Origin of the sequence: Falsiroseomonas frigidaquae (genome assembly GCF_012163145.1) — a bacterium.
Lineage (GTDB): Bacteria > Pseudomonadota > Alphaproteobacteria > Acetobacterales > Acetobacteraceae > Falsiroseomonas > Falsiroseomonas frigidaquae.
In genome coordinates, this window is sequence record NZ_JAAVTX010000011.1 from 43,010 (window position 1) to 62,965 (window position 19,956).

The 19,956-nt window shown below is 65.1% G+C and carries 23 protein-coding genes; 10 read left to right on the forward strand and 13 right to left on the reverse strand.

Features of this window, described 5'->3' with window-relative positions; genetic code table 11:
- Positions 1–22: 22 nt before the first annotated feature.
- On the reverse strand, positions 23–445 hold the full coding sequence (locus HB662_RS27805; RefSeq protein WP_168055170.1) for a hypothetical protein: 423 nt from the start codon (positions 443–445) through the stop codon (positions 23–25).
- Positions 438–767 carry a DUF5132 domain-containing protein gene (locus HB662_RS27810; RefSeq protein WP_168055172.1) on the reverse strand — a complete coding sequence of 110 codons (330 nt, stop codon included), beginning with the start codon at positions 765–767 and terminating at the stop codon, positions 438–440. Before HB662_RS27810 ends, HB662_RS27805 begins: the two co-directional genes overlap by 8 nt.
- Positions 768–860: 93 nt before the next feature.
- Between HB662_RS27810 and HB662_RS27815 the strand changes: the two genes are divergently transcribed.
- From HB662_RS27815 to HB662_RS27825, 3 genes are all read left to right on the forward strand, one after another.
- A complete protein-coding gene (locus HB662_RS27815; protein WP_168055174.1) occupies positions 861–1,103 on the forward strand; it encodes a hypothetical protein in 243 nt (80 codons plus the stop codon).
- A 194-nt stretch (positions 1,104–1,297) separates the two neighbouring features.
- Positions 1,298–2,095 (forward strand): phosphate ABC transporter ATP-binding protein PstB, encoded by a 798-nt coding sequence (pstB, locus tag HB662_RS27820; RefSeq protein WP_168055242.1) that lies wholly within the window; start codon positions 1,298–1,300, stop codon positions 2,093–2,095.
- Between the two features lie 318 nt (positions 2,096–2,413).
- A complete protein-coding gene (locus HB662_RS27825; protein ID WP_168055176.1) occupies positions 2,414–4,060 on the forward strand; it encodes a winged helix-turn-helix domain-containing tetratricopeptide repeat protein in 1,647 nt (548 codons plus the stop codon).
- Here HB662_RS27825 and HB662_RS27830 read toward each other — a convergent pair.
- The 7 genes from HB662_RS27830 to HB662_RS27860 all read right to left on the reverse strand — a co-directional run bounded on the left by HB662_RS27830 (position 4,057) and on the right by HB662_RS27860 (position 9,914).
- Complete coding sequence (locus HB662_RS27830; RefSeq protein ID WP_168055178.1) at positions 4,057–4,518, reverse strand: MaoC family dehydratase; 462 nt, start codon at positions 4,516–4,518, stop codon at positions 4,057–4,059. The genes HB662_RS27825 and HB662_RS27830 overlap by 4 nt on opposite strands.
- The gene (locus HB662_RS27835) at positions 4,515–5,687 is read right to left on the reverse strand and encodes an NAD(P)/FAD-dependent oxidoreductase (RefSeq protein WP_168055180.1); all 1,173 of its coding nucleotides are present in this window, start codon (positions 5,685–5,687) and stop codon (positions 4,515–4,517) included. Before HB662_RS27835 ends, HB662_RS27830 begins: the two co-directional genes overlap by 4 nt.
- Before the next feature lie 19 nt (positions 5,688–5,706).
- Positions 5,707–6,963, reverse strand: coding sequence for a flavin-containing monooxygenase (locus HB662_RS27840; protein ID WP_168055182.1), 1,257 nt, complete (start codon positions 6,961–6,963; stop codon positions 5,707–5,709).
- A 66-nt stretch (positions 6,964–7,029) separates the two neighbouring features.
- Positions 7,030–7,623, reverse strand: coding sequence for an OsmC family protein (locus HB662_RS27845; RefSeq protein WP_168055184.1), 594 nt, complete (start codon positions 7,621–7,623; stop codon positions 7,030–7,032).
- Positions 7,624–8,114: 491 nt separating this feature from the next.
- Complete coding sequence (locus tag HB662_RS27850; protein WP_168055186.1) at positions 8,115–8,846, reverse strand: oxygen-binding di-iron domain-containing protein; 732 nt, start codon at positions 8,844–8,846, stop codon at positions 8,115–8,117.
- Positions 8,847–8,932: 86 nt separating this feature from the next.
- Positions 8,933–9,442, reverse strand: coding sequence for a c-type cytochrome (locus tag HB662_RS27855; RefSeq protein ID WP_168055188.1), 510 nt, complete (start codon positions 9,440–9,442; stop codon positions 8,933–8,935).
- A 13-nt stretch (positions 9,443–9,455) separates the two neighbouring features.
- Complete coding sequence (locus HB662_RS27860; RefSeq protein ID WP_168055190.1) at positions 9,456–9,914, reverse strand: nuclear transport factor 2 family protein; 459 nt, start codon at positions 9,912–9,914, stop codon at positions 9,456–9,458.
- Between the two features lie 63 nt (positions 9,915–9,977).
- Here HB662_RS27860 and HB662_RS27865 point away from each other — a divergent pair, with 63 nt between their 5' ends.
- A complete protein-coding gene (locus tag HB662_RS27865; RefSeq protein ID WP_168055192.1) occupies positions 9,978–10,658 on the forward strand; it encodes a TetR/AcrR family transcriptional regulator in 681 nt (226 codons plus the stop codon).
- An 81-nt stretch (positions 10,659–10,739) separates the two neighbouring features.
- Here the strand turns inward: HB662_RS27865 and HB662_RS27870 are convergent, their stop codons facing one another.
- A complete protein-coding gene (locus tag HB662_RS27870) occupies positions 10,740–11,717 on the reverse strand; it encodes a GlxA family transcriptional regulator (protein ID WP_209443510.1) in 978 nt (325 codons plus the stop codon).
- A gap of 158 nt (positions 11,718–11,875) precedes the next feature.
- Here HB662_RS27870 and HB662_RS27875 point away from each other — a divergent pair, with 158 nt between their 5' ends.
- From HB662_RS27875 to HB662_RS27895, 5 genes are all read left to right on the forward strand, one after another.
- A complete protein-coding gene (locus HB662_RS27875; protein ID WP_209443511.1) occupies positions 11,876–13,267 on the forward strand; it encodes a hypothetical protein in 1,392 nt (463 codons plus the stop codon).
- 391 nt (positions 13,268–13,658) lie between these two features.
- Positions 13,659–13,793, forward strand: a complete 135-nt coding sequence (locus HB662_RS29865) for a hypothetical protein (RefSeq protein WP_280865772.1) — start codon at positions 13,659–13,661, stop codon at positions 13,791–13,793.
- A gap of 13 nt (positions 13,794–13,806) precedes the next feature.
- On the forward strand, positions 13,807–14,217 hold the full coding sequence (locus tag HB662_RS27885; RefSeq protein ID WP_168055194.1) for a VOC family protein: 411 nt from the start codon (positions 13,807–13,809) through the stop codon (positions 14,215–14,217).
- 565 nt (positions 14,218–14,782) lie between these two features.
- Positions 14,783–15,160, forward strand: a complete 378-nt coding sequence (locus HB662_RS27890) for a plasmid mobilization protein (protein WP_168055196.1) — start codon at positions 14,783–14,785, stop codon at positions 15,158–15,160.
- The gene (locus HB662_RS27895; protein ID WP_168055198.1) at positions 15,157–16,431 is read left to right on the forward strand and encodes a relaxase/mobilization nuclease domain-containing protein; all 1,275 of its coding nucleotides are present in this window, start codon (positions 15,157–15,159) and stop codon (positions 16,429–16,431) included. Before HB662_RS27890 ends, HB662_RS27895 begins: the two co-directional genes overlap by 4 nt.
- A 79-nt stretch (positions 16,432–16,510) precedes the next feature.
- On the opposite strand, the gene HB662_RS30105 is transcribed toward HB662_RS27895, so the two are convergent.
- Positions 16,511–16,894 (reverse strand): avidin/streptavidin family protein, encoded by a 384-nt coding sequence (locus HB662_RS30105; protein ID WP_168055248.1) that lies wholly within the window; start codon positions 16,892–16,894, stop codon positions 16,511–16,513.
- Between the two features lie 299 nt (positions 16,895–17,193).
- Between HB662_RS30105 and HB662_RS27905 the strand changes: the two genes are divergently transcribed.
- On the forward strand, positions 17,194–18,165 hold the full coding sequence (locus HB662_RS27905; protein WP_168055200.1) for a hypothetical protein: 972 nt from the start codon (positions 17,194–17,196) through the stop codon (positions 18,163–18,165).
- Between the two features lie 176 nt (positions 18,166–18,341).
- Here HB662_RS27905 and HB662_RS27910 read toward each other — a convergent pair whose 3' ends face one another.
- A complete protein-coding gene (locus tag HB662_RS27910; protein ID WP_168055202.1) occupies positions 18,342–19,088 on the reverse strand; it encodes a biotin--[acetyl-CoA-carboxylase] ligase in 747 nt (248 codons plus the stop codon).
- 103 nt (positions 19,089–19,191) lie between these two features.
- Positions 19,192–19,926, reverse strand: a complete 735-nt coding sequence (locus HB662_RS27915) for a BPL-N domain-containing protein (RefSeq protein WP_168055204.1) — start codon at positions 19,924–19,926, stop codon at positions 19,192–19,194.
- Between the last annotated feature and the right edge of the window lie 30 nt (positions 19,927–19,956).

Consider the following 19,956-nt stretch of genomic DNA (forward strand, 5'->3'; position numbering starts at 1 on the left):
TCTCAGCCAGGTCATTCTCGGGCTATTCCTCGGGGTCGGGCGCGGGTGCGCCGCGCAATACGCTGCCCGCATACCATAGCAGGGTGACGGCGGGCGGCAGAACGGCGCCCCGCGCGGCCTGCAGGGCGGCCAGGACCCCGAAGGCTGCCGCGCCGAAGGGTGCAAGCTGCGCCGCCGAGGGCATGCGCGTCGCAGGCGCCTGTGCCGCGGCGCGGAAGACGCCTTCCCTGGCGGCGGCCGCGAGCACCGCCTCCGCCGCGCCACCGAAGCGTAGCAGGAGCCCTGCCGTCATCGGGTTCGCGGCGGCGCCGACGACGCCGGGCAGCATCAGCGCGCGCTGTGCAAGCAGTGCGAAGAATGCCGCGTCGTCGCGATGTGCCGGCAACCGCAGCCGCATCCGCCCCGCCACTGCGGAGACGATGATGGCGCGCGGGACTTCAGGCATCGGCCGGCGCCCGCGCAGCCTTGCGCGTCCGCTTGGCGGGCGCCCGTGCCGCACGTGCCGCGCGGGCGGGCCGCGCGGGCGGCGGCTGGGGCGCCGGCGCCTCGGCGAGCTCGGCCTGCGCTTCCGCATAGAGGTCCTCGACCGTCTCGGCTGCCTCGGACGCGGCGGTACGCATCGCGGTGCCGGCCGCGATCGCGAGCTTCAGCCCGGCGCGCAGCACGGGGCGGAGGTTGCGCGTTGCCTCCGGCGCCAAAGCGGGCGCCAGCACGGCGGCCCCTGTGCCTGCGACGAGACCGGCGAGGAACACGAGTAGAGGAGGCATCGGCGCGGTCCTGTTCCTACCTGTGGACGCGTTGGCTGCGTTGCCCGCTCATGGTGGATGAAGGTAGCGTGCGGCGGAAGGGGCAAGTGACCGATGAGCAGGAAGCCGAAAGACGAGGTCGGTACGCCGGAGGCGGCGAAGGTCGCGGCGACAGTGATGCTCTCGCTCGGGCACACCAAGGCGACGCATGAGTTCGAGGAGGTTTCCATCTCAACCGATGACCCCGAGCACGTCACGGTCCTCCTCTCCTCCGCGGATGGACGCAAGATCGCTGTGATGCTGCCGCGCGCCGAGGTCAAACGCCTGCTCTCCTGGCGCATGATCATGTCGCTGTAGCGGGCGCCGCTGTCGCCAGGCGTATCATGACACTTGGATGAAGTTGATCTTCAGCCGCGACGGCTTGCGGCATCTCAAGCCGGATGGCGCATGGCCGCCGCAAGCTCCGCCGGAAAGCGGAGAGGCGGACCATGGACATGATCCTGCCAGGGCAACGAGCCGGGTCGGATGGCGCGAACCAGGACATGCGCGGCATGCTGGCGGCACGAGCCGTCGGCGAGGCCGCGGCGCCAGCGCACCCCACGAAGGTCGATATCCGGAATCTTGATTTCTTCTATGGTCCCTTCCAGGCACTGAAGAATGTCAGCCTGTCGCTGAAGGACCGCCACGTGACCGCGCTGATCGGTCCGTCCGGCTGCGGGAAATCCACGCTGATCCGCGTCATCAACCGCCTCCACGACCTCTACCCGGACCAACGGGCCATGGGGCAGGTGCTGATCGACGGCGAGGATATCCTGCAGGAAGGGATCGACCTGAACCGCCTGCGCGCGCGGATCGGCATGACCTTCCAGCGCGCCACACCCTTCCCGATGTCAATCTACGAGAACATCGCCTTCGGCATCCGCCTGCATCACCAGCTTCCCAAAGCGGATATGGATGACCGGGTGGAAGCGGCGCTGCGCGGCGCGGCGCTGTGGGACGAGGTCAAGGACATCCTGCGCAAGAGCGCCCTCGCCCTTTCGGGTGGCCAGCAGCAACGGCTGTGCGTCGCGCGCGCCATCGCGCTTGAACCGGAGATACTGCTGTTCGATGAGCCCTGCTCGGCGCTCGATCCGGTCTCGACAAGCCGGATCGAAGATCTGATCGACGAGCTCAGGAAGCGGTACTGCATCCTGATCATCACCCACAACATGCAGCAGGCGGCCCGGCTCTCCGACCATGCGGGCTTCATGTATCTCGGCGAGCTGGTCGAGTTCGGCACCGCGGAGGACATCTTCGTCCGGCCCAGGGATCCGCGGACGCAAGCCTACGTCACCGGGCGGTTCGGCTGAGATGCCACGCGGCCGAAGGAGGCTCCGACACATGGAGATCAGCTCAGGCGCCGATTTGAACTTGAGGTGGATCCAGATGCACTCAGGTTGATGAAGCCGTGGCGGCTGCTGTCCGGAAGGTCGCCTACGAGCTACCGGCTCGATCCGGCATTCGCCATTTTGCGCTTGGACGACTTGGCGGAACATCCTAGCATGCACGCTGCATCGGGCCAGGCACGCAGCTGCAACGATGCCCTGATGCACGTATCCCCGAACCCTGAGCCAGGCGCGCCGCAGTCAGCCCGGTTTCGGGGCTCTGGCTGCGTGGGAGAACGGACCATGCGCATCGCGTTCGCCGGGCATGAGCTGGATCTGCGCCGGCAGGAACTGTGCCGTGACAAGGTGCTCGTCCATATCGAGCCGCAGGTCTTCGACATCCTGCTGCATCTCGTGCGCAACCGTGATCGCGTGGTCAGCAAGGACGAGTTGTTCGAAGTCGTCTGGAATGGCCGCCTTGTCTCCGAGGCCGCGCTCAGCAGCCGCATCAATGCCGCTCGCAAGGCCGTCGGCGACGATGGCGATCGGCAGGCGATCATCAAGACCGTGCACAAGCGTGGATTCCGCTTTGTCGCTTCGGTCCAGGAGTGTTCCAGCGAAGCGGAGCCGGTCGCAGCCGCGTTACCGGATAGCCCGCTGCAGGTTCCTGCCCCCGCATCGCTGCCGGCTTCCAGCACGGGGCGCGCGCGCGGCGACAAGCCCTCCGTCGTGGTGCTGCCCTTCAGCAATCGCAGCCCGGAGCCGGATACCGATTACTTCAGCTATGGCCTCACCGAGGACATCATCCGCCTCCTCGCCCGCAATCGCTGGCTCGAGGTCCTCAGTCGTCATTCCGCCGCAGCCTTCAAGGATCGCGACGTCCCCGCGCAGGAAATTGGCGCCGCCTTGGGCGTCCGATACCTGGTGCAGGGAAGCGTGACGAAGCGGCAGGACCGCCTCCGCATTATCGCGGACCTCGTCTGTGCGGAAACCGGCCGGCACCTCTGGTCGGAGACCTACGACCTGACGATCGACGACCTGCTGCAGGTCCAGGACGCAATCGCGCAGCAGATCGCCGCCACGATCGAACCGGAACTTTCACGCCTGGAGCATGAGGCAGCGATCCGTCGGCCACCGAGTACCATGGACGCCTGGGACTTCTATCAGCGCGGCCTGTGGAACCTGTGGGGCTTCACGACGCCCAGCATGGCAGAGGCCGAGACGATGTTTCGCCGCGCGATGGAACTCGACCCGGGTTTCGCCCGGGCACATGGCGCATTGTCCTATGTCTTCCTGCAGCGGACCTTCCTCAGCGAACCCGAGGAACGGCCGGCACTGCTCGAAACCGCGATGCGCTACGCCCGGCTGGCGGTGATGCTGGATGATCGGGACTGCATGAATCTCTGCGCCCTCGGCCGCGCCCATTGCATGCTCCAGGAATACGAGGACTCCGTTGCTGCCCTCGAGCAATGCGTTGCGCTGAACCCCAGCTTCGCGCAGGGATGGTTCGCGCTGGCCTTCACCCTGACCTTCTGTGGCCGGCAGGAGGAGGCGCTGGCGATGGTCGGGCGCGCCATCGAGCTCAGCCCCCGCGATCCGCACCTGACCAGCTTCCACCACCTTCGCGGGCTCGCCTGCTTCGCGCTTGGCGACCTGGAGGGTACCGCCGCCTGCATGCGCATGGCCATCCGGCTGCACAATGCCAGCCATTGCTCCTTCGCCGTCCACGCCGCGGCACTCGGGCTGCTCGGCAGGCCGGTGGAGGCGCGCGCCAGCGTGACGGAGCTGCTGCGGCGAAAGCCGCACTACAGCAGCGCGAGCGGCAGGCACGACCTGTTCTTCTGCGCCGACACCGCGATGATCGAGCGCTTTGTCGAGGGACTTCGCCTGGCCGGCCTTTCCGCGCAACCGCAGGCCACGGGCGCGGCCCGCCGGCTGCGGACCGCCTAGCCGCGCTTCATCTGCCGCAGCGGTACCGTGTAGGTCACCGCCGTGCCGGCCAGGCAGATCTCGCCCCTGCCATTGCGCACTTCCGTCCGCAGCGTGCAGATGGGCTTGTCATCCCGCACCGCGGTCACCTCGACCCGCGCGGTGATGCTCTCGCCGACGCCCACCGCCTTCACGAAGCGCCATTCGACCCCGAGGAAGACACTGCCCGGGCCCGGCAGGTCCTCAGCCACCACCGCGTTGAGCAGGCCCGAGGTGACGCCGCCCTGGACGATGAGGCCGCCACCGAATGGCGCCTGTGCCGCGAGCAGCGTGTCGTAGTGCAGCGGGTTCCGGTCGCCTGTCATGGCCGTGAAGTTCTCGACATCCTGCATGCTGGTCTGCCGGCTGCGCTCGGCGCAGGCGCCGATATCCGGCCGGCGGCCGGCCAAGGTCCCGGCCCATATGTCGGTCTGGCTCATGTCATGATCTCCTTCGTGCGCTGGAGGAACGGGGATCGCGCGGCGAGGAAGGCGACCTCGCGTTTCATCGCGCCGTTCAGCGCCTGGTGGTGCCGCTTCAGCGTGTCGAGGTCCCAGTCGAAGGCGGCGATGGCCTCCGTCGCCTCGAACAGCGGCACGGACAGCGCGTCCCGGGTGGCGGCGTAGCGGGCCATGGCGGCATGGGTTCCCGTGGCGGCGGCTTCGGCCAGCAGGTCGGCATCGCGCAGCGCATCGGTGATGCCGTGTGCGGTCAGCGGGTCCTTGAAGTAGCCGGCGTCGCCGACCAGCGCCCAGCCCGGCCCACTGGCCTGCCGCAGATGGCCACGCCGGCCAGCAAAGGCCGAGAGCCGCGAGGCGAGCTGTGCCGCACCGAGTTGCTGCGCGAGGGCGGGCGCAACCTCGCGCAGCACGGCCCGGTACCAGGAAAGGCCGTCTTCGCGCGCTGCGGACCGCATCCGCGGGGGTGGGACGGAGATGAAGACGCAGTGCTGGTCTGCGTTCGTCGGAATCACCCCGGCGCTGGCGCCCGGCAGGTAGTGCCAGTGGTAGCCATCCCGCTCCAGCCCGGACCAGTAGCCGTAGACCACCGCAGTGCAGGCCTGCGCCTGCCGCAGCACGGGCGCCTGCACCAGCCGCGCGACCAGGGAGGCGATCCCATCGGCACCGACGACGAGCCCGGCCCCGATCTGCTGCGGCCGGCCTTCCGCATCCTGGATGACGGCGCCGACGACCCGCTCCTCCGGTCCGCTTCGCATCAGGGCGACCAGGTGGTGCCGGTGGCGGATCTCCACGCCCGCTTCCGCCGCCGCATCGACGAGTGCGCTGTCCAGCACGGTCCGGCGCGGCGCGTAGAGCGCATCCACGCCATCGGCGTCCCGGATGGGGACGGTGATGCATTCCTCGCCGTAGTGGAAGCTGCTGCTGCGCACGGCCGGCGTCGCAACCTCCCGCAGGCGCGGCAGCAATCCCCAACGATGCAGTTGCAGCACCGCGCCGCGCATCAGCGCATGGGTCGACATCGTATCCGTGCCGTAGGCTGTGCGATCGATCAGCAGCACCTTCATGCCGCGGCGGGCCATCAGCATTGCGGTCGCGGCGCCAGCGCAGCGCGCACCGATCACCAGGGCATCGTAGTTGTGCAGGTTCATGATGCTTCTCCTTGCCGTGTCAGGCGGCCGCATGGCAGCCGGAGGTGGAGCCGACGCAATGACCGAGGAGGTGCCAGGCGAGCGCTTCTGCATCGGCGCCGACGCCATCGATGAAGCTTGAATTGCGGCGGCGCATGAAGTGCAGGCCGAGCACGTAGAGGCCCGGCACGGGCAGGACGCCACCCTCGTGAAGCAGCTCGCCCGCGCTGTCGAGCGTCCCCGGAACCTGCAGCCAGTCGTAGCTGCGTCGGAAGCCGGTAGCCCACAGAACGGTGCGTATGCCTGCCGCCGCGAGATCCAACCTCGCTGGCGTCTCGCCCGGAAGCAGCAAGGCACGCGGCGGATCCTCGGCAGGGGCGTTGGCTGCGTCGGCCAGGGGGGCGATGCGGTCGAGCAGCCGGTCGAGCGACCGCTGCGACGCCGCGGTGGTTTCCGGCAGGTCATCCGCCAGGTGCAGTGTGTGCCCCGAGATTCCCCTAAGGCGGCCGACCACGCGCACCCCCATCCGGTGCAGATGGCCAAGGTCGAGGCTCTGCACGTCCGTCCGCCCAACGAGCTGCAGGGAAGGCTGCGCGCGCGATTGCGCCAGGCTACGGACGCGCTCGGCGCCTTCGCCGAGGATTCCGGCCTGGTCCATCCAGGCCATGATGTCGCGCCCGCGCCAGCGCCGCGGCAGCCGCGTGTGGCGGCCGACGGCAAGGGTCACGGGGTGGCCTGCGCGCTGGATCTCCTCGGCGAGCTGAACGCCGGAGGCCGAGGCGCCAACCACCAGGACACCGCCTGCCGGAAGCCCGGCCGGTGCCCGGTAGGCGCCCGGCGTGCATTGCAGGATATGCCTTGGCAGGTCGCCTGCCATGGCCGGCACCGCAGGCCGGTCGCAATGACCGGTGGCGATGACGACGGCGCGTGCGCGCCAATCGCCGCGGTCCGTCTCCACCGCGTATCCGGCCGCAATCCGGCGCACCGCCGTCACCGTCGTATCGGCTTCAACCGGCGCGGCAAAGGATCGGGCATAGCCATCCAGATACGCGGCGACCTCGGGCATGCTCATGAAGCCCTCTGGCTCCGGCCCGCGATAGCACCAACCGCCCGGCATCCGGCTCATCCAATTCGGAGTCAGCAGGCGGAGCGAATTCCAGCGTTCGCTGCGCCAGCGTTCCGCGACACGTCCGCGTTCCAGCAGCACGTGCTCGACGCCGAGGCGGGCAAGGCAGTGGCTCATGGCAAGGCCGGCCTGGCCCGCGCCGATGATGATGGCGTCGGTTGTGCGCGGCATGGCTTGGTCTCCTCTGCAAGGCATGGCGCCACCGGCAGCGCGAGGGCCGCCGGTGGCGCGCATGGCTCAGCATTCGGTCTGGATGGAGACCGGCACACCGTTCCGCAGCACGTCGAGGACCGCCGAGCGCGCGACCGCCTGGGCGACGACCTTCCGCAGCGTTTCCTCGCAGGCATCGCCCTTCACGTGGAAGCGGGCACGGATGTCGCCGAAGCCGTTGCGGACCTCGTCCGAGAGGCCGAGGATGCCCTGCAGGTCGATATCGCCTTCGACGCTGCAATCCACCGAGTGCAGCGTGATGCCGCGGGCGGAGGCGATGTTGGCGATGCCGGCGGTGATGCAGGCGGCCAGGCCGTGCAGCAGGAATTCCACCGGCGTCGGCCCGTGATCCATGCCGCAGAGAACCTCGGGATGGTCTGCGTCCGCGCTGTGCGGCGCCTTGCGCTGCATGTCCCCGCCGGCGCCGTAGAAGCCGGACATGGTGCTGCGCATATGCGTGCCCGAGATCCACTCGCCGTCGGCGCGGAAGCGGAACTGCGCAAGCGAGCGCTGATCGGCGACGGCGGCAATGGTGGCGAAGAGCTTCGGCGTGTCCACGCCATTCATCGGCACGGGCGGCTTCTTCGCGGCGGTGGGCTTTTCGACGGTGGTGGCGCTCATCTCTCGTCTCCTGGGGTTTGATCGACGGGTGCCTCGCAACAAGCGACGCACCATTGGTGCGACCCCTTGCGGCCAATGCCTGCGGCACGGGGCTTCGGATCACCTTCGGGACGCTAGCCAGCCGGACGGCGGCCAGCTTGGAGAAGAGCTTCAGGAATTCCTGAGAATGGCTGCTTTTTTGCCCCTGCTGCCGTCCCGGCCCGCGGAGGGGCGGCGGGGCGTACCCGGCTGGCGGCAAGCCGTGATGACGGTTGATCGAAGGGCGAGGATCACTCTGTCCCTGACGCAAACAGGCGACCGATCGAAGCGACGGCCTGACCTGCGACGTCCATGCGAGTGACGGGGGTCCGGATCAATTGCCAAGGCGGCTGCCGCGGGCACGACTGGCATTCCCCTGCCAGGGCCTCCGCATCTGCAGGCTGGGCAAGGGGCAGGTGCGTCCCTGCCCTCCCCAGGCGGTCGGTTGAACCGCGGCGGTCCCCGGCTCGCGCTCAGTTCATGGCGGCCTGAAACCGACGGTCGTAGTCATCTGCCAATGCGCGCAGCGCCGCCGCGCCGTCGCCGGCGAAGGATGGGCCGTGCATCAGCGCGAGCGTGCGCGGCGAGAGCGCTGCCAGTCGGCGGATCGTGGCGCCCATGCCCGGGTTCAGGCTGGAGAAGCCGAACAGATCCTCGGCGGCGATGGCGGGGCCGACCACATCCGCTTCCGTCAGGGCCGGGCCGTCGCCGATCTGGGTGAAGAGGTCGCCGCAGAGCAGGGTTCCGCTCGCCTCCTCGAACAGCACGCCGGCGTCCCAGCCATGCGGGATATGCGGCGTGTCGATCCAGCGCAGGCGGCGGCCAGCGCCGAGGTCGATGACCTCGCCATCGGCCAGCATCCGCGGCGTCCGGTCGGCCATGTCGTTCAGCGAGACCAGGCAGCCGGTATGGCCATGCGCCGCTTCCGCATGCGGCGCCATCGCCAGCCACTCATTCACCGCGCCGGACTCATCGGCCTCATAATGGCCGAAGCCGATCCAGCGGAGCCGCTCGGGCGGGACGAGGCGGGCCACCGCCTCCCGCACCAGCGGGAACATGCGCCGCAGGCCGGCGTGGAAGAGCAGCGGCTCATCGCCCAGCACCAGGAACTGGTTGAAGGTGAAGCCGGCCGGCGGCGCGATCTGTGGCACGAAGGTCGAGAGCCGGTAGATGCCGGAGGCGATCTCGGCAATCCTGGTTTCCATGTCGCATCCTCCTTCGCGCCGTGTCCGGCCGGCGGCGCCACGGGTCTTCAGGCGAGCCTGTCCCCGGCAACAGGCCCAGACGCGGATCAGCGGCCGGGCGGCGCGACCACCGTGAGGTAGGGTGCGGGCGGCGTCTCGCCCGCGCCGGCCATCGGCGGCGTCGCATTGCGCACCGGCGGCAGGCCCTTCAGGTAGCGCGCGAGCGCCCGGGCATCCGCGTCGGTGAGTGCGGCGTAGTTGTGCCACGGCATCACCGGGGCGAGCACGCGCCCGTCCGGGCGCACGCCGGTGCGAATGGCGCGGATGATCTCTGCCTCGCTCCAGGCGCCGAGGCCGGTGGCACGGTCCGAGGTCAGGTTTGGCGGATAGAAGACGCCGACGCCCGGAATGCCGAAGCCGATGCCGGAGCCGGCCAGGTGCAGCTTCGGGTCCGGCTGGCCCGCCAGCGCACCACCGGTGTGGCAGCCGCCGCAATCCATGATCGTCGCCAGGTACTCGCCGCGCGGGCGGGGCTGGGGGTTCTGCTGTGCCATCACCACCGGCGGGACGGTAGCACCGAGCAGGGCAAAGGCCGCGATGGCGTGGGAAAGCTGCATGGTTCTGCCCTCCTCACGCCGCCGCAGCAGTCGCGGCCACCGCCTGCGAAGGCGCGCATCCGAGCTGCTGCTGGATCGCCGCAAGATCGCACCAGACATTCTCGCGCAGGATCTTGCCGTCGCGGAACTCGAAGACGTGCAGCAGGCGGAAGCTCACCGGGCCGCTCCGGCCGTCCAGGTGGAACTGCCGCCCATCCGTGATCTGGCCATGCCAGACCGACTCATCCAGGACGAAATCGTCGCCATAGAGCCGGCGCAGCGGGCTGACGCTCTCGCCCTTCAGGTCGCGGAACAGCTGTTCGTAGAAGCGCCGGATGCTGGCGCGGTCGTTCAGACGGCCCAGTGGCGACGGGATGATCTCATGCTCGGCGTCATCGGCGAGGCTGCCGAGGACGCCATCGACGTTGTCGGTCGCCTCGAAGCCGAAATGCTCGTCGATGATCCGGTCGATCTGCTCGCGTGAAAGGCCCATGGTGCGCTCCCTCCGGGTTCGTGGGACTTGCTACTCCTTACGAGACACGAGTATCATGAAGACATGAAAGTCTCACGTCAAGGCAATTCGCAGCCTGCCCCGGATGCACGCGCCAACCAGAAGGGCCGGACCAGGGCCGCGCTCGTCGCCGCGGCCTCGGACCTGCTCCGGCGCGGGGTGACACCCACGGTCGCCGAAGCCGCGGAGGAGGCGAAGGTCTCCCGCGCCACCGCCTATCGCTACTTCCCGACACAGGAGGCGCTGCTCATTGAGGTGGCCGAGCTTTCCCCCGCCGTGGCACCGGTCGAGGCGGCGCTTGCGGCACTGCCGCCGGGCGACGTCGAGGCCCGGCTGCTGCACCTGCTGGACGCCTTCAACCCGATCCTGTTCGCCAACCAGGCGCCGATGCGCAACGCGCTCCGCGTCTACCTCGACACCTGGTTCGAGAACCGGCGTGCCGGCGAGGACGCTTCACCCATCCGCGAGGGCCGCCGCACGCGATGGCTGGACGAAGCCCTGGAGCCGGCCCGGCGCGGGATGCCAAGAAGGCACTGGCGCCGACTGCAAGCCGCCCTTTCCCTGACCCTCGGCTCGGAGGCCCTGATCGTCATGAAGGACGTCTGCCGCCTCGATGACGATGAAGCCATGGCCGTGCTCCGCTGGGCAGCGATCACCCTGCTGCGCGCCGGGCTGGAGGAGGCGCGCCAGGCCCCGGCGACCCGCCCTGGGGCCAGGCCGCGCTGAGCCGTACGGCCCGGAGCGTGCCGCGCCCCGTGGCGATGCCGCCGCTACGCCCCCTCCCCGGCAGCCCGTCGTGATCGACGGTCAGGCCGCGGCCATGCAGCGGAAGCGCTGGCGATACTGATTGGGTGCGATGCCGGTGGCGCGCTTGAAAATCCGGCGGAATGCCGCCGGCTCCTGGTAGCCGACCTCGCCGGCGATGGAATCGATCGGCGTGTCGGTTGTCTCCAGCATCTGCTTGGCCTCCTCGATGCGGAGCGACTGCACATAGTCGAGCGGCAGGTAGCCCGTCGCGGCCTTGAAGCGGCGCATGAAGGTGCGTGCCGCCAATCCGGAAGCCTTTGCCATGCCTGCCACCGGATGGGCGCAGACATAGTTCTGCGCGATCCAGTCCTGCGCCGCGGCCACTGCCGCATCGTTATGTTGGGGCGGCCGGACGCGCGCAGCAAAAGGCAGCTGGCCATCGCTGCGGTCGCCGAACAGGAACAGCTTGGCGGTCCGCCGCGCTTCCTCCTCGCCACAGAAACGCGCGACCAGGTAAAGCGCGAGATCGGTCCATGACGCCGAGGCACCGGACGTGACCAGCCGGTGGCCGGCGCCCGTCGTCACCAGAACACGCTCGGGATGCAGGCGCACCGCAGGATAGCGGCTCCGGATCTGTTCGGCGGCGGCCCAGTGGCACGTCGCATCCTCCCCATCGAGCAGCCCGGCCTCGGCGAGCAGGAGCGAGCCGGTGCAGACCGAGCAGATCAGCGCGCCCTGCGCGTGCTGCTGCCTCAGCCAGGCCGCGGCTGCCGGCCACAGCCCGCGCGTATCCTGGTCCCGCCCGATGGCGAGGTCGCCGACGATGACGATGTCGGCGCGTTTCGCCTGCGCGAAGGTAAGGTCCGGCGTGATGGGCAGGCCGACCACGTTCCGGAACGGCGCTGCCTGCTCGGCCACGATCCGCGGCACGAAGCGCCTGGGCCCCGGCGGCCAGCCGGTCATCATCTCCCAGCCCGAGCCCACGAAGGAAAACACCTCGTAGAAGCCGTTCAGCACGCCGGTCGCGATCTCCGGCATCGCCAGGAGGCAGACCGAGAGGCGGGCCGGGGCATAGGAGGCGACCATGCAGCAAGCATGGCATATCTGGACCGTTTTCGTCCATTCCTGGCCTGACGCCCCGTCCGCCGACCATGCGACTGAATGGCATCGCAACCAGGCAGGATTGGAAGATCCCCATGCTCGACACCACGAGACGCAAGCTTCAGGGCGCCACATTGCTTGGCGCCGGTACTGTCCTCGGCGGCCTTGGCTTCGCCCAGGGCGAGGGACTGACGGCCAAGGGCCGCATCCTTCTCGACTCCCTCTCCCCCAGGCCGCGCGGCCTGGTCGAGGCCACGTCCTTTCCGTTGATCGAGGCGATCCATGGTCGCCGGTCCCGGCGCTTCGCGAAGGGCGCTTCGATCCCGGCCGGGCCTTTGGCCTTCACCTCGCGCCACGCGCCCGAGCCGCTCGACCCGCTGGAGCAGATGCTGCTCATCGCGACCACAGCCGGCAATACGGGGTGGGCGGAGCTGTTCGCGCATCATCCCGGCTACGCGCCGCAGATGCCGAACTACACCACCGCCGCGGGGGGGCGCAGCTTTCCCTCCTCGGCGGGTTTCAACACCTCGGAGTTCTTCTTCACCGACGACACCGGCGTGTACTTCCTGCCGACGCGGTCCATGTCTCCGATACCCAATGCGGGCGGCACGGACCTCCGCGCCTGGCTCGACGCGCACCGCGCCCGGATCGTGAAACTTGCCGATGGGCGGCTCAATATTCCAGCCGAGATGCCGCATATGGAAGGGCACAATACCTGGTGCGCGAATGTACGCGGCTCGACGCTGGTATTTCCGGTGGCCGATCTGGCGCAGCATGTGATCCTGTTGCTGCTCTATCTCGTGCAGAACGGCACGGGCATCTATGATGATGTGAACGGCCGCCCGATCCCGGGGCTAGAGCGCTACACGCACCGGCTGAATCTCCAAGCCGCCTATCCGATGACCTTCCTTGAACAGACCGCGCTTACCGACGTGTCTGTGGAGATGGGCACGGCCTGCTATGCGGGTGCGCTGATGCTGCAGGCGCTTGGCCTTGGTGGCTGGATGTACACGGGGCTCAACCCCTTCACCGTCCTGGGCGCGAGCGGCGACCCGTCGGTGCCGGGCCTCGGCTTTCGCTTCGAGATGCTCGAGGGCAACCCGCTGCCGCACTTCACTGGCCTGCCCGGCGTGTTCGAGGCGCATGTGCCACCACACCACGCAAGCATGCGCGCGGCCGTTGAAGCGGCGGTCGCCCGCAAGTTCGGCGCGGGCGGGCCATTCGACCCGAAGCAGGGCGGACCCTACCGGGAGAACGCGGCCGTCCGGTCGGGCGCTGCCACGATCGACGCCGAGGCGATCGAGATCACCACGCTGATGGCGCAGTACGTCTTCGAAACCTTCGGCCGCTTCCCGGCAAGGGTGCCCGCCGTGTTCCTCAATACATACCTGCAGGCCCATCGGCTCGACACCGAGTTCTACGACCGGCACTTCGCACCGGGTGCCTATCTGCGGACCCATGCCGGGCACGACCGCAACTGGAGCTGAAACGGCTGTGGTGAATCAGCGGGACCCGGTGCGAAGGGCTGCACCGGGTCCCACAGGCGGAAGGTCGGCGCAAGACAATTCGGATGGCTGGGGGCCTGGATCCAGCCGGGTCGGCCAGGAGCTCCTTTCCTGGCGTAGCCGCACCTGAGGCAGTCAGGCCGCTAGGACTGCGCAGGATGACGTTGACCGCGCACCTGTCCCTGCACCATCGCCACGCGTGGGATGCCGGCATCCGTCTTGCGGTTCCCCGCCCGCGAGGCGACGACGAGCAGCTCGGCCAGTTGCTGTTGCATGGAGGTGCTGACCCGCTACATGGCCAAGGAGTTCGGCCCGCGCCGCATCCGCGCCAACGCCGTATCACCGGGCGCGATCCGGACCGAACCGGGCGGCGTTGCTCGCGTCGCAGACGGCGCTGGTCCATGTGGGCGAGGCGGAGGTTGGCCGTGTAATCGTCAGCCTGCTCACCGGCGATCTGGGCTGGGTGAACGGTCAGTCGATCGAGGTTGACGGTGGCTACTGCATCTGAGGGAGGAGCGACCATGCTCGACCACATCTTTCTGCCGGTCAGCGACCTCGCGCGCTCGATCGCCTTTTACCAGGCAGCGCTGGCGCCGCTCGGCATCACGGACCGGCTAGATTTCGACGGCCGCGATGGCCCGCCTGGCCATCCCGACCTCAAAGGGTTCGGTGCGAACGGGCGCATGATCCTCTGGCTCCGTGCAGGGGAGGCCAAGGGCCAAGTGGCGCATGTCGGCTTCGTGGCGCGCTCGCGCCAGGCGGTCGATGCGGCGCATGCGGCGGCAATGGCGGCGGGGGCCACGGATAATGGCGCGCCCGGCCCACGACTCCATTACGACCCGCGATACTACGCAGCCAACGTCCTCGATCCGGACGGCTACAGCCTGGAATTCGTGTTCAAGAGCTGGCAGCACCCGCAGTCAGACGGCTGATGATCTGCGGAGCCAGGATGAACCACATTCTCGAAGGGCCGGATGAAGCCTGCGAGGCGGAGCCTGGCTGCTCACCTGGCGTGAAGCACCGGGCCTTCGCGCTGGGCCAGGACTCGACGCGGCCCTGCAGGATGCCGTGGTTCCGCTGAACAGCGCTGGTCATTTGCTGCGCACCGTGGATCCGCTGATACACGGCGCAATCCGGCGGGCGACCACCACCTCGACATCGTCGCCGAACTCGACAACGATATGGTCGGGCACCTGGACCCTGATGCGCGCGCCAGCGTGCCGTAGGTGGACGCGGTAGCGCGTCCCGGGCGTCCATCGACAATCCACTGGCGGTGCAACCGAGCGCAGCAACGCAAAAAGCCCACCGGCTTACGCCGATGGGCTGATGGATGTTTTACGGACCTAATCGAATGGGATGCGGGGAGGCGAACTAAGCGCCGCTTCATTCACGTAGCCTGGGACATCGGACCGAAGCCGGCGAGCATCTGAGCCTGCCGGTTGTCTCCGGCATCCTCTATCTCGCTTGCTCTTGGTTCGGTTCCCACTGCGGGAATCGATGGGCAAGCCAAGGAAGCCGAAGACCACACCGATCTCGATCCGGTTGACGGATGCAGAGCGCGACGAGTTGATCGGTCGCGCGGGCCAACGCAACTTAAGCGACTACATCCGGGCGTGCCTCTTCGGCATGGCGGCCAAGGCGCGGAACGCGAAGGCCCCAGCGCCGGCCTCGCGCGAGCTCGCGCATATCCTGGCGCGCCTTGGAGCATCAGACCTTGGCCCTAGCCTTCGCGAACTTGCTTACGCCGCGAAGATCGGGGCATTGCCGGTCACGCCGGAAGTCGAAGGCGCCATCAAGTCGAGCTGCGATGCCATCGTCGCGCTTCGCGCCGAGCTCATGCAGGCGGTGGGACTGAAGGAGGACCGGGTTCCATGATCCTCAAGGCCAGCCAGCGTGCCGGCGGTAAGCAGCTCGCCGTGCACCTTCTTCGCGATGACGAAAACGACCATGTCGAACTGCACCAGATACGCGGGTTCGTGGCCGACGATCTGACGGGCGCGCTTCGGGAGGCCTATGCGGTCAGCCGCGGGACGAAGTGCACGCAATATCTCTTCTCGGTTAGCTTCAGTCCGCCCCAGGAGGAGAAGGTTAGCGTCGCGACATTCGAATCTGCGATCGATGAGCTTGAGCGCCGGGTGGGGCTATCCGGCCAACCGCGGGTGATCGTCTTCCATGAAAAGAACGGGCGTCGGCACGCGCACTGCGTTTGGTCGCGCATCCGCGCTGATGATCTTCGCGCGGTCAACATGGCACACTTCAAGCTGAAGCTGCGGGAGTTATCGCGTGAGCTCTATATCGAGAATGGCTGGAAAATGCCGCTCGGCCTAGTCAACAGCGAAGAGCGCAATCCACTCAATTTCACACGCGACGAATGGCAGCAAGCCAAACGCATTAGCCGCGATGCGGCAGGCATAAAGGCCGCGTTCCAGGATAGCTGGGCAACGTCCGATTCTCGGCAGGCCTTTATCCAAGCGCTGGAAGCCCGCGGCTATTACCTTGCGCAGGGCGACCGGCGCGGCTTCGTCGCGGTGGATTATCTCGGTGAGGTTTATTCCCTCTCCCGCTGGAGCGGCATACGGACCAAGGATCTTGCGAAGCGACTTGGCGACCCAGCCGCTTTGCCGGGCGTCGATGCGCTGAAAGCGCAACTCATGGAGAAGGTGGCCGATAAGCTCGCGTCCTTTGCCAGCGAGATCAAGGGCGAGTTCGAAAGCGCACGCCTCGGCCTCCAGGAGCAGAAGAAGCGTCTTGTCGCTTGGCAGCGGGATGAGCGCGCGATGCTACGAGACTTGCAGGCCGCAAGGGCCGTCGCCGAGGCGCGCACCCGCGCCGAGAGGTTTCGGTCAGGACTTAAGGGGCTTTGGGACCGTTTGACCGGCAGGCGCTTAAAGATCGCCGGTCAGAACGAAGCGGATTATATCGCCTCTAAGCGCCGGGATGCGGAAGAACACCAAGCGCTGGTCGATCGCCAACTGGCGGAACGCCGGACGCTCCAACGGAAGATTGCCGAGCGACAGGTTCACCTGGATCGCGAGCTATCTGAACTGCACGGCAGACCACCTATAAATCGAGAGCTGTCTATAAACACTCATGATCGGTCCCCGGTGCAGCGATCGAGGCGCCGCAATCCCACTTTATCACCCTAATACTTTTTGGCGCTCAAGTATTAGGTGCGTTTCCTGGCTAAGCAACAGATTGGCAGCATTTCCGGGTTGCCTGAGAACTTTAGCGCCGAAAGCGATCTGTGCCAGCAAAGACCGACTGCCACATACGGGTTGGCTCCGCTGCTTCGGGGATGTTCGTAGTCATGTGCCAGAGCGTGATTATCACGTCGTGTCCGTCGTCGTTGACCATCTGTCCTACCCACGCGGTGAGTGCCGCAGTCGGCCAGTTCACTACGAAAGAGATCAGATCGCCGTTCACATAACCTGTAAGCTGCCCTGTGATAGGTTGCCCTTCGCCGCTCACAGCACTTTCGTACGCGCCAGCAACAGTCCCGTTCGTGACGGTTAGAGTAGCTCGAGACCCTAGCTGATTGCGCCAAACGCCAGAGAAATCAACAGGTAGCGCACTGGAACCAGCTTGCAGAAGGGCTTGCTCATGCTGCATGGCGACCTCGATCTCGGCTCGATGCGAGCATAGGCGAGTCAATGATCGAAATGCAACGTGTGACAGAACAAGGCCCCCGGACTCGACGATCAAGCCGGTGTCCTACCTTATATGGTGCTGCGAGGCGTCGGCCTGAGGCATAGCGCCCGGCCGCCACATTCGAGATCTGCGCTTCCCGATGAGGTAACAGATTTGTCTGCTCATCTTCGTTGCCATCGCAAACTTATTCAGTCACAGTTAGCCCCACAGCCGGTTTCGAACCTTACTCGATCATTGTTTATCCTTTGGAGACAGTGGCAATGCAGCATGGTCGACCTTACGGGAGCGATATTGCCATTGCTGCCGCATTCGGCGCACTAGCCGCGACCGGGTATGCCCTTCAGCACCCATTTTCAAAGCCTGCCGCGACGAGGATTGGCTCTTCATTTAGCGCCGGGCTATGGCTAGTGATTTTGACGGAACTTGTCTTGGCATCGGCTGCTGTTGCTCTATTAATCGCAAGCTCAAAAATCCGAGAGCAAGCGGCGTCAATTTTCGTCGGTAGAACTAATTTGACTGGGCTACTCCTAAATTGTTTCGTCGGCGCGGTCTCGCTACTAACATATTTATACGCCATCTCGATTGCCGATCAAATTTTCCTCGCAGCGATCCTGAACTGCTTTCCGTTCTGGCATGCCCTGATCGGCAGTTGGTTTTTTTCGAAAGCCAAAATGAGGCTAGCAGAGTGGGGAGTATTTGTAGCAGCACTGACAACGATTATATTGATTTCGGCATCCGATTTTGAACGCGGGGGTATCTGGCAATTCTTTTTATTCTCCCTTACACCTATTGGATTCTCCCTCGGAGTTTTCATTCGGGCGTCCTATTGGGGCACACTTGGACCACTGCCGTTTCTCTGCGCAACGACGATCTTTAACGCGCCAATTTTCTTGACCGGCTGCATAATTGCCTTGGGGGCGTCGTTTAACTGGAATACATTCATGGGCATTCTAAATGAAGATCTAGTATTTTTCGGTATTGGAGCGCTATCTTCCGTTGGCGCTACATATTTTTTGCACCGAGGGCACTCGATTTCGCCGAAAGTTAGTTGGGTGGCCGGATTTATGCTTTTTCTGGTTCCAGGAATGACGGCATTCTTAAGCTACGCCACTATTCGACTTTTTAAGACTGATATTCCCTTTGAATTTAGATATGTTGTGCTTTCCGCACTAATGATGGTTTACCTGCTGACATATTACTCATACACTCAATGGACCGAATTAAAAAGATAACTGCTTGGCTTGCAATGCGATTCTTTGTCGCATCGAGGAACTCGAGCGTGTGGAACGCCAATCCTCACCCCGCCTCTGAAAGGCCAGTAGGCCATGGCGCGAAAAGCGAGCCTGTTGCGGGAGAATCTCCCGCCGCTCTTATTGGAAGGTATCCACCGCCGATGCTTTAGCCGCACTTAGGGCGCCTTCAGGATGACTTCGCCGGTGATGAGCCTCGATATAGAGCCATCGCTCTTCTTAAGGATAAGAGCACCATCAATGTCGATTCCCTCGTAAATTCCTTCCTCATAAAACGTCTTATTATGCCCTAGGCCAACAGTAACTCTTTCGCCAAGCCTGTGAGCGCACTGCAAATAGGCTAATCGGATGGCTGCAAATCCTTTTTGAACCCACAAATCTAGGAACGCGCAAAATCTTATGTTCAGCCGCTCTATGATGGCATCGCGGCTCGCTTGTGGAAATCCAAGTGAATGAAGCGCACCCGGCGGATACACCATCCCCGCCCCCTCAGGGTGATGCCTTACGTTGACGCCAGTTCCGACGACGATCCAGCCGGGAGTCCTATCTGAGTAAGCTCCAGCTTCAATGAGAGATCCGCCCACCTTTCTTTCTTGCAGTATAAGGTCGTTTGGCCATTTAAACGAAATACCTGAGTTTGCTCCAAGCGCGTCATCGATCGCCGCCTTTACCGCCAAGGCGTTTACGAAAGGGAGTTCGCCAACGCTCGGCCACGTTGGTTGGGGCCTGAGCAAAATTGACCAGAAGACATTGCCCTCTTCAGATATCCATTGACGATCGTGGCGGCCACGCCCCGCGGTCTGGCGGCGGGCCCAAACGACAGTAAGGTGACCACCCGCCTCACTCGTCAATCGCTTTAAGTCATCATTTGTGCTTCCGGTCACGTCCTTCTCAATTACCAGCATCGATTCCTCCCGGATAGGTTGCATTCAGCGCTTAGCTGCCGCGTTTCTTTTCGACGGACCTACGCGTGCGTTTACGGGCCACAGAATGAACGCGGACGTGGATTCAAGGTAGCAAACTATCTACCAATTCCCGAAAAGGCTCTAGACTTAAGTTGTTCGAGCCGATGAGTGCGGCAATATCTTTAAAGTTATTCCCAACAACTTCGAATCTTATCAGTTCGATCGCCGACGCATCATACTCAACATGGGCCGAACTTAACAACCATTTGCCGCTGCCGTAGGTGCCACTAACGATGGCTGGAGAATTATCGTGAAGCTGGCTAAAGGTGGCGATCGTCTCAAAGACCGCCTGCGGCCTAGCGACGAATCGACACCCGCCCCAATAGAGAGCCCTCAACTTGCGCGAACCAAAATCTAGATCCACTATTCGCGCATCAGATCCATTATAGCTCTCGGCCTGTGAAAAGTCTTTGATAGGGCCTACAGCCTTGCCTGGGAAAAATTCAAGCTCATTGCTCCGAACAATCTCGAACTCCGTGCCCCGCGCCCACTCTGTAGTCTCACACGCCATATATGCGCCAGCACATATCCCAAAATAGCTGCCTCCGCCACGTACATAATTTTTTATCGCGTCGTTTCCAGGTCCGGCCAACTTGGCCTCTTTATACCTGGATGCACCGCCTGGCATGAATAGGATAGTGACGTCTCGATGGAGCACGCCGCCTATAACTTCGTTGGCATCAACAAAATCAACATTCTGCTTCCCAAGAAGCCTGCCGAGAGATGTGTATAGCGTTCCATTTGAGGACACGTTATCCTGATAAATAGCCACCTTCACTTTTGCCTCCCCCCAGAATGACGCGTACTA

Bases quoted from the DNA above. Each gene is read 5' to 3' on its own strand.
- HB662_RS27855 (WP_168055188.1), bottom strand. From the start codon at position 9,442: ATGCAGCTTTCCCACGCCATCGCGGCCTTTGCCCTGCTCGGTGCTACC.
- HB662_RS27830 (WP_168055178.1), bottom strand. From the start codon at position 4,518: ATGAGCCAGACCGACATATGGGCCGGGACCTTGGCCGGCCGCCGGCCG.
- HB662_RS27805 (WP_168055170.1), bottom strand. From the start codon at position 445: ATGCCTGAAGTCCCGCGCGCCATCATCGTCTCCGCAGTGGCGGGGCGG.
- HB662_RS27910 (WP_168055202.1), bottom strand. From the start codon at position 19,088: ATGCTGGTAATTGAGAAGGACGTGACCGGAAGCACAAATGATGACTTA.
- HB662_RS27885 (WP_168055194.1), top strand. From the start codon at position 13,807: ATGCTCGACCACATCTTTCTGCCGGTCAGCGACCTCGCGCGCTCGATC.
- HB662_RS27895 (WP_168055198.1), top strand. From the start codon at position 15,157: ATGATCCTCAAGGCCAGCCAGCGTGCCGGCGGTAAGCAGCTCGCCGTG.
- HB662_RS27825 (WP_168055176.1), top strand. From the start codon at position 2,414: ATGCGCATCGCGTTCGCCGGGCATGAGCTGGATCTGCGCCGGCAGGAA.
- HB662_RS27815 (WP_168055174.1), top strand. From the start codon at position 861: ATGAGCAGGAAGCCGAAAGACGAGGTCGGTACGCCGGAGGCGGCGAAG.
- HB662_RS27850 (WP_168055186.1), bottom strand. From the start codon at position 8,846: ATGGAAACCAGGATTGCCGAGATCGCCTCCGGCATCTACCGGCTCTCG.
- HB662_RS27890 (WP_168055196.1), top strand. From the start codon at position 14,783: ATGGGCAAGCCAAGGAAGCCGAAGACCACACCGATCTCGATCCGGTTG.
- HB662_RS27875 (WP_209443511.1), top strand. From the start codon at position 11,876: ATGCTCGACACCACGAGACGCAAGCTTCAGGGCGCCACATTGCTTGGC.
- HB662_RS27860 (WP_168055190.1), bottom strand. From the start codon at position 9,914: ATGGGCCTTTCACGCGAGCAGATCGACCGGATCATCGACGAGCATTTC.
- HB662_RS27870 (WP_209443510.1), bottom strand. From the start codon at position 11,717: ATGCCGGAGATCGCGACCGGCGTGCTGAACGGCTTCTACGAGGTGTTT.
- HB662_RS27835 (WP_168055180.1), bottom strand. From the start codon at position 5,687: ATGAACCTGCACAACTACGATGCCCTGGTGATCGGTGCGCGCTGCGCT.
- pstB (WP_168055242.1), top strand. From the start codon at position 1,298: ATGCTGGCGGCACGAGCCGTCGGCGAGGCCGCGGCGCCAGCGCACCCC.
- HB662_RS27865 (WP_168055192.1), top strand. From the start codon at position 9,978: ATGAAAGTCTCACGTCAAGGCAATTCGCAGCCTGCCCCGGATGCACGC.
- HB662_RS27845 (WP_168055184.1), bottom strand. From the start codon at position 7,623: ATGAGCGCCACCACCGTCGAAAAGCCCACCGCCGCGAAGAAGCCGCCC.
- HB662_RS27905 (WP_168055200.1), top strand. From the start codon at position 17,194: ATGCAGCATGGTCGACCTTACGGGAGCGATATTGCCATTGCTGCCGCA.
- HB662_RS27810 (WP_168055172.1), bottom strand. From the start codon at position 767: ATGCCTCCTCTACTCGTGTTCCTCGCCGGTCTCGTCGCAGGCACAGGG.
- HB662_RS27840 (WP_168055182.1), bottom strand. From the start codon at position 6,963: ATGCCGCGCACAACCGACGCCATCATCATCGGCGCGGGCCAGGCCGGC.
- HB662_RS30105 (WP_168055248.1), bottom strand. From the start codon at position 16,894: ATGCAGCATGAGCAAGCCCTTCTGCAAGCTGGTTCCAGTGCGCTACCT.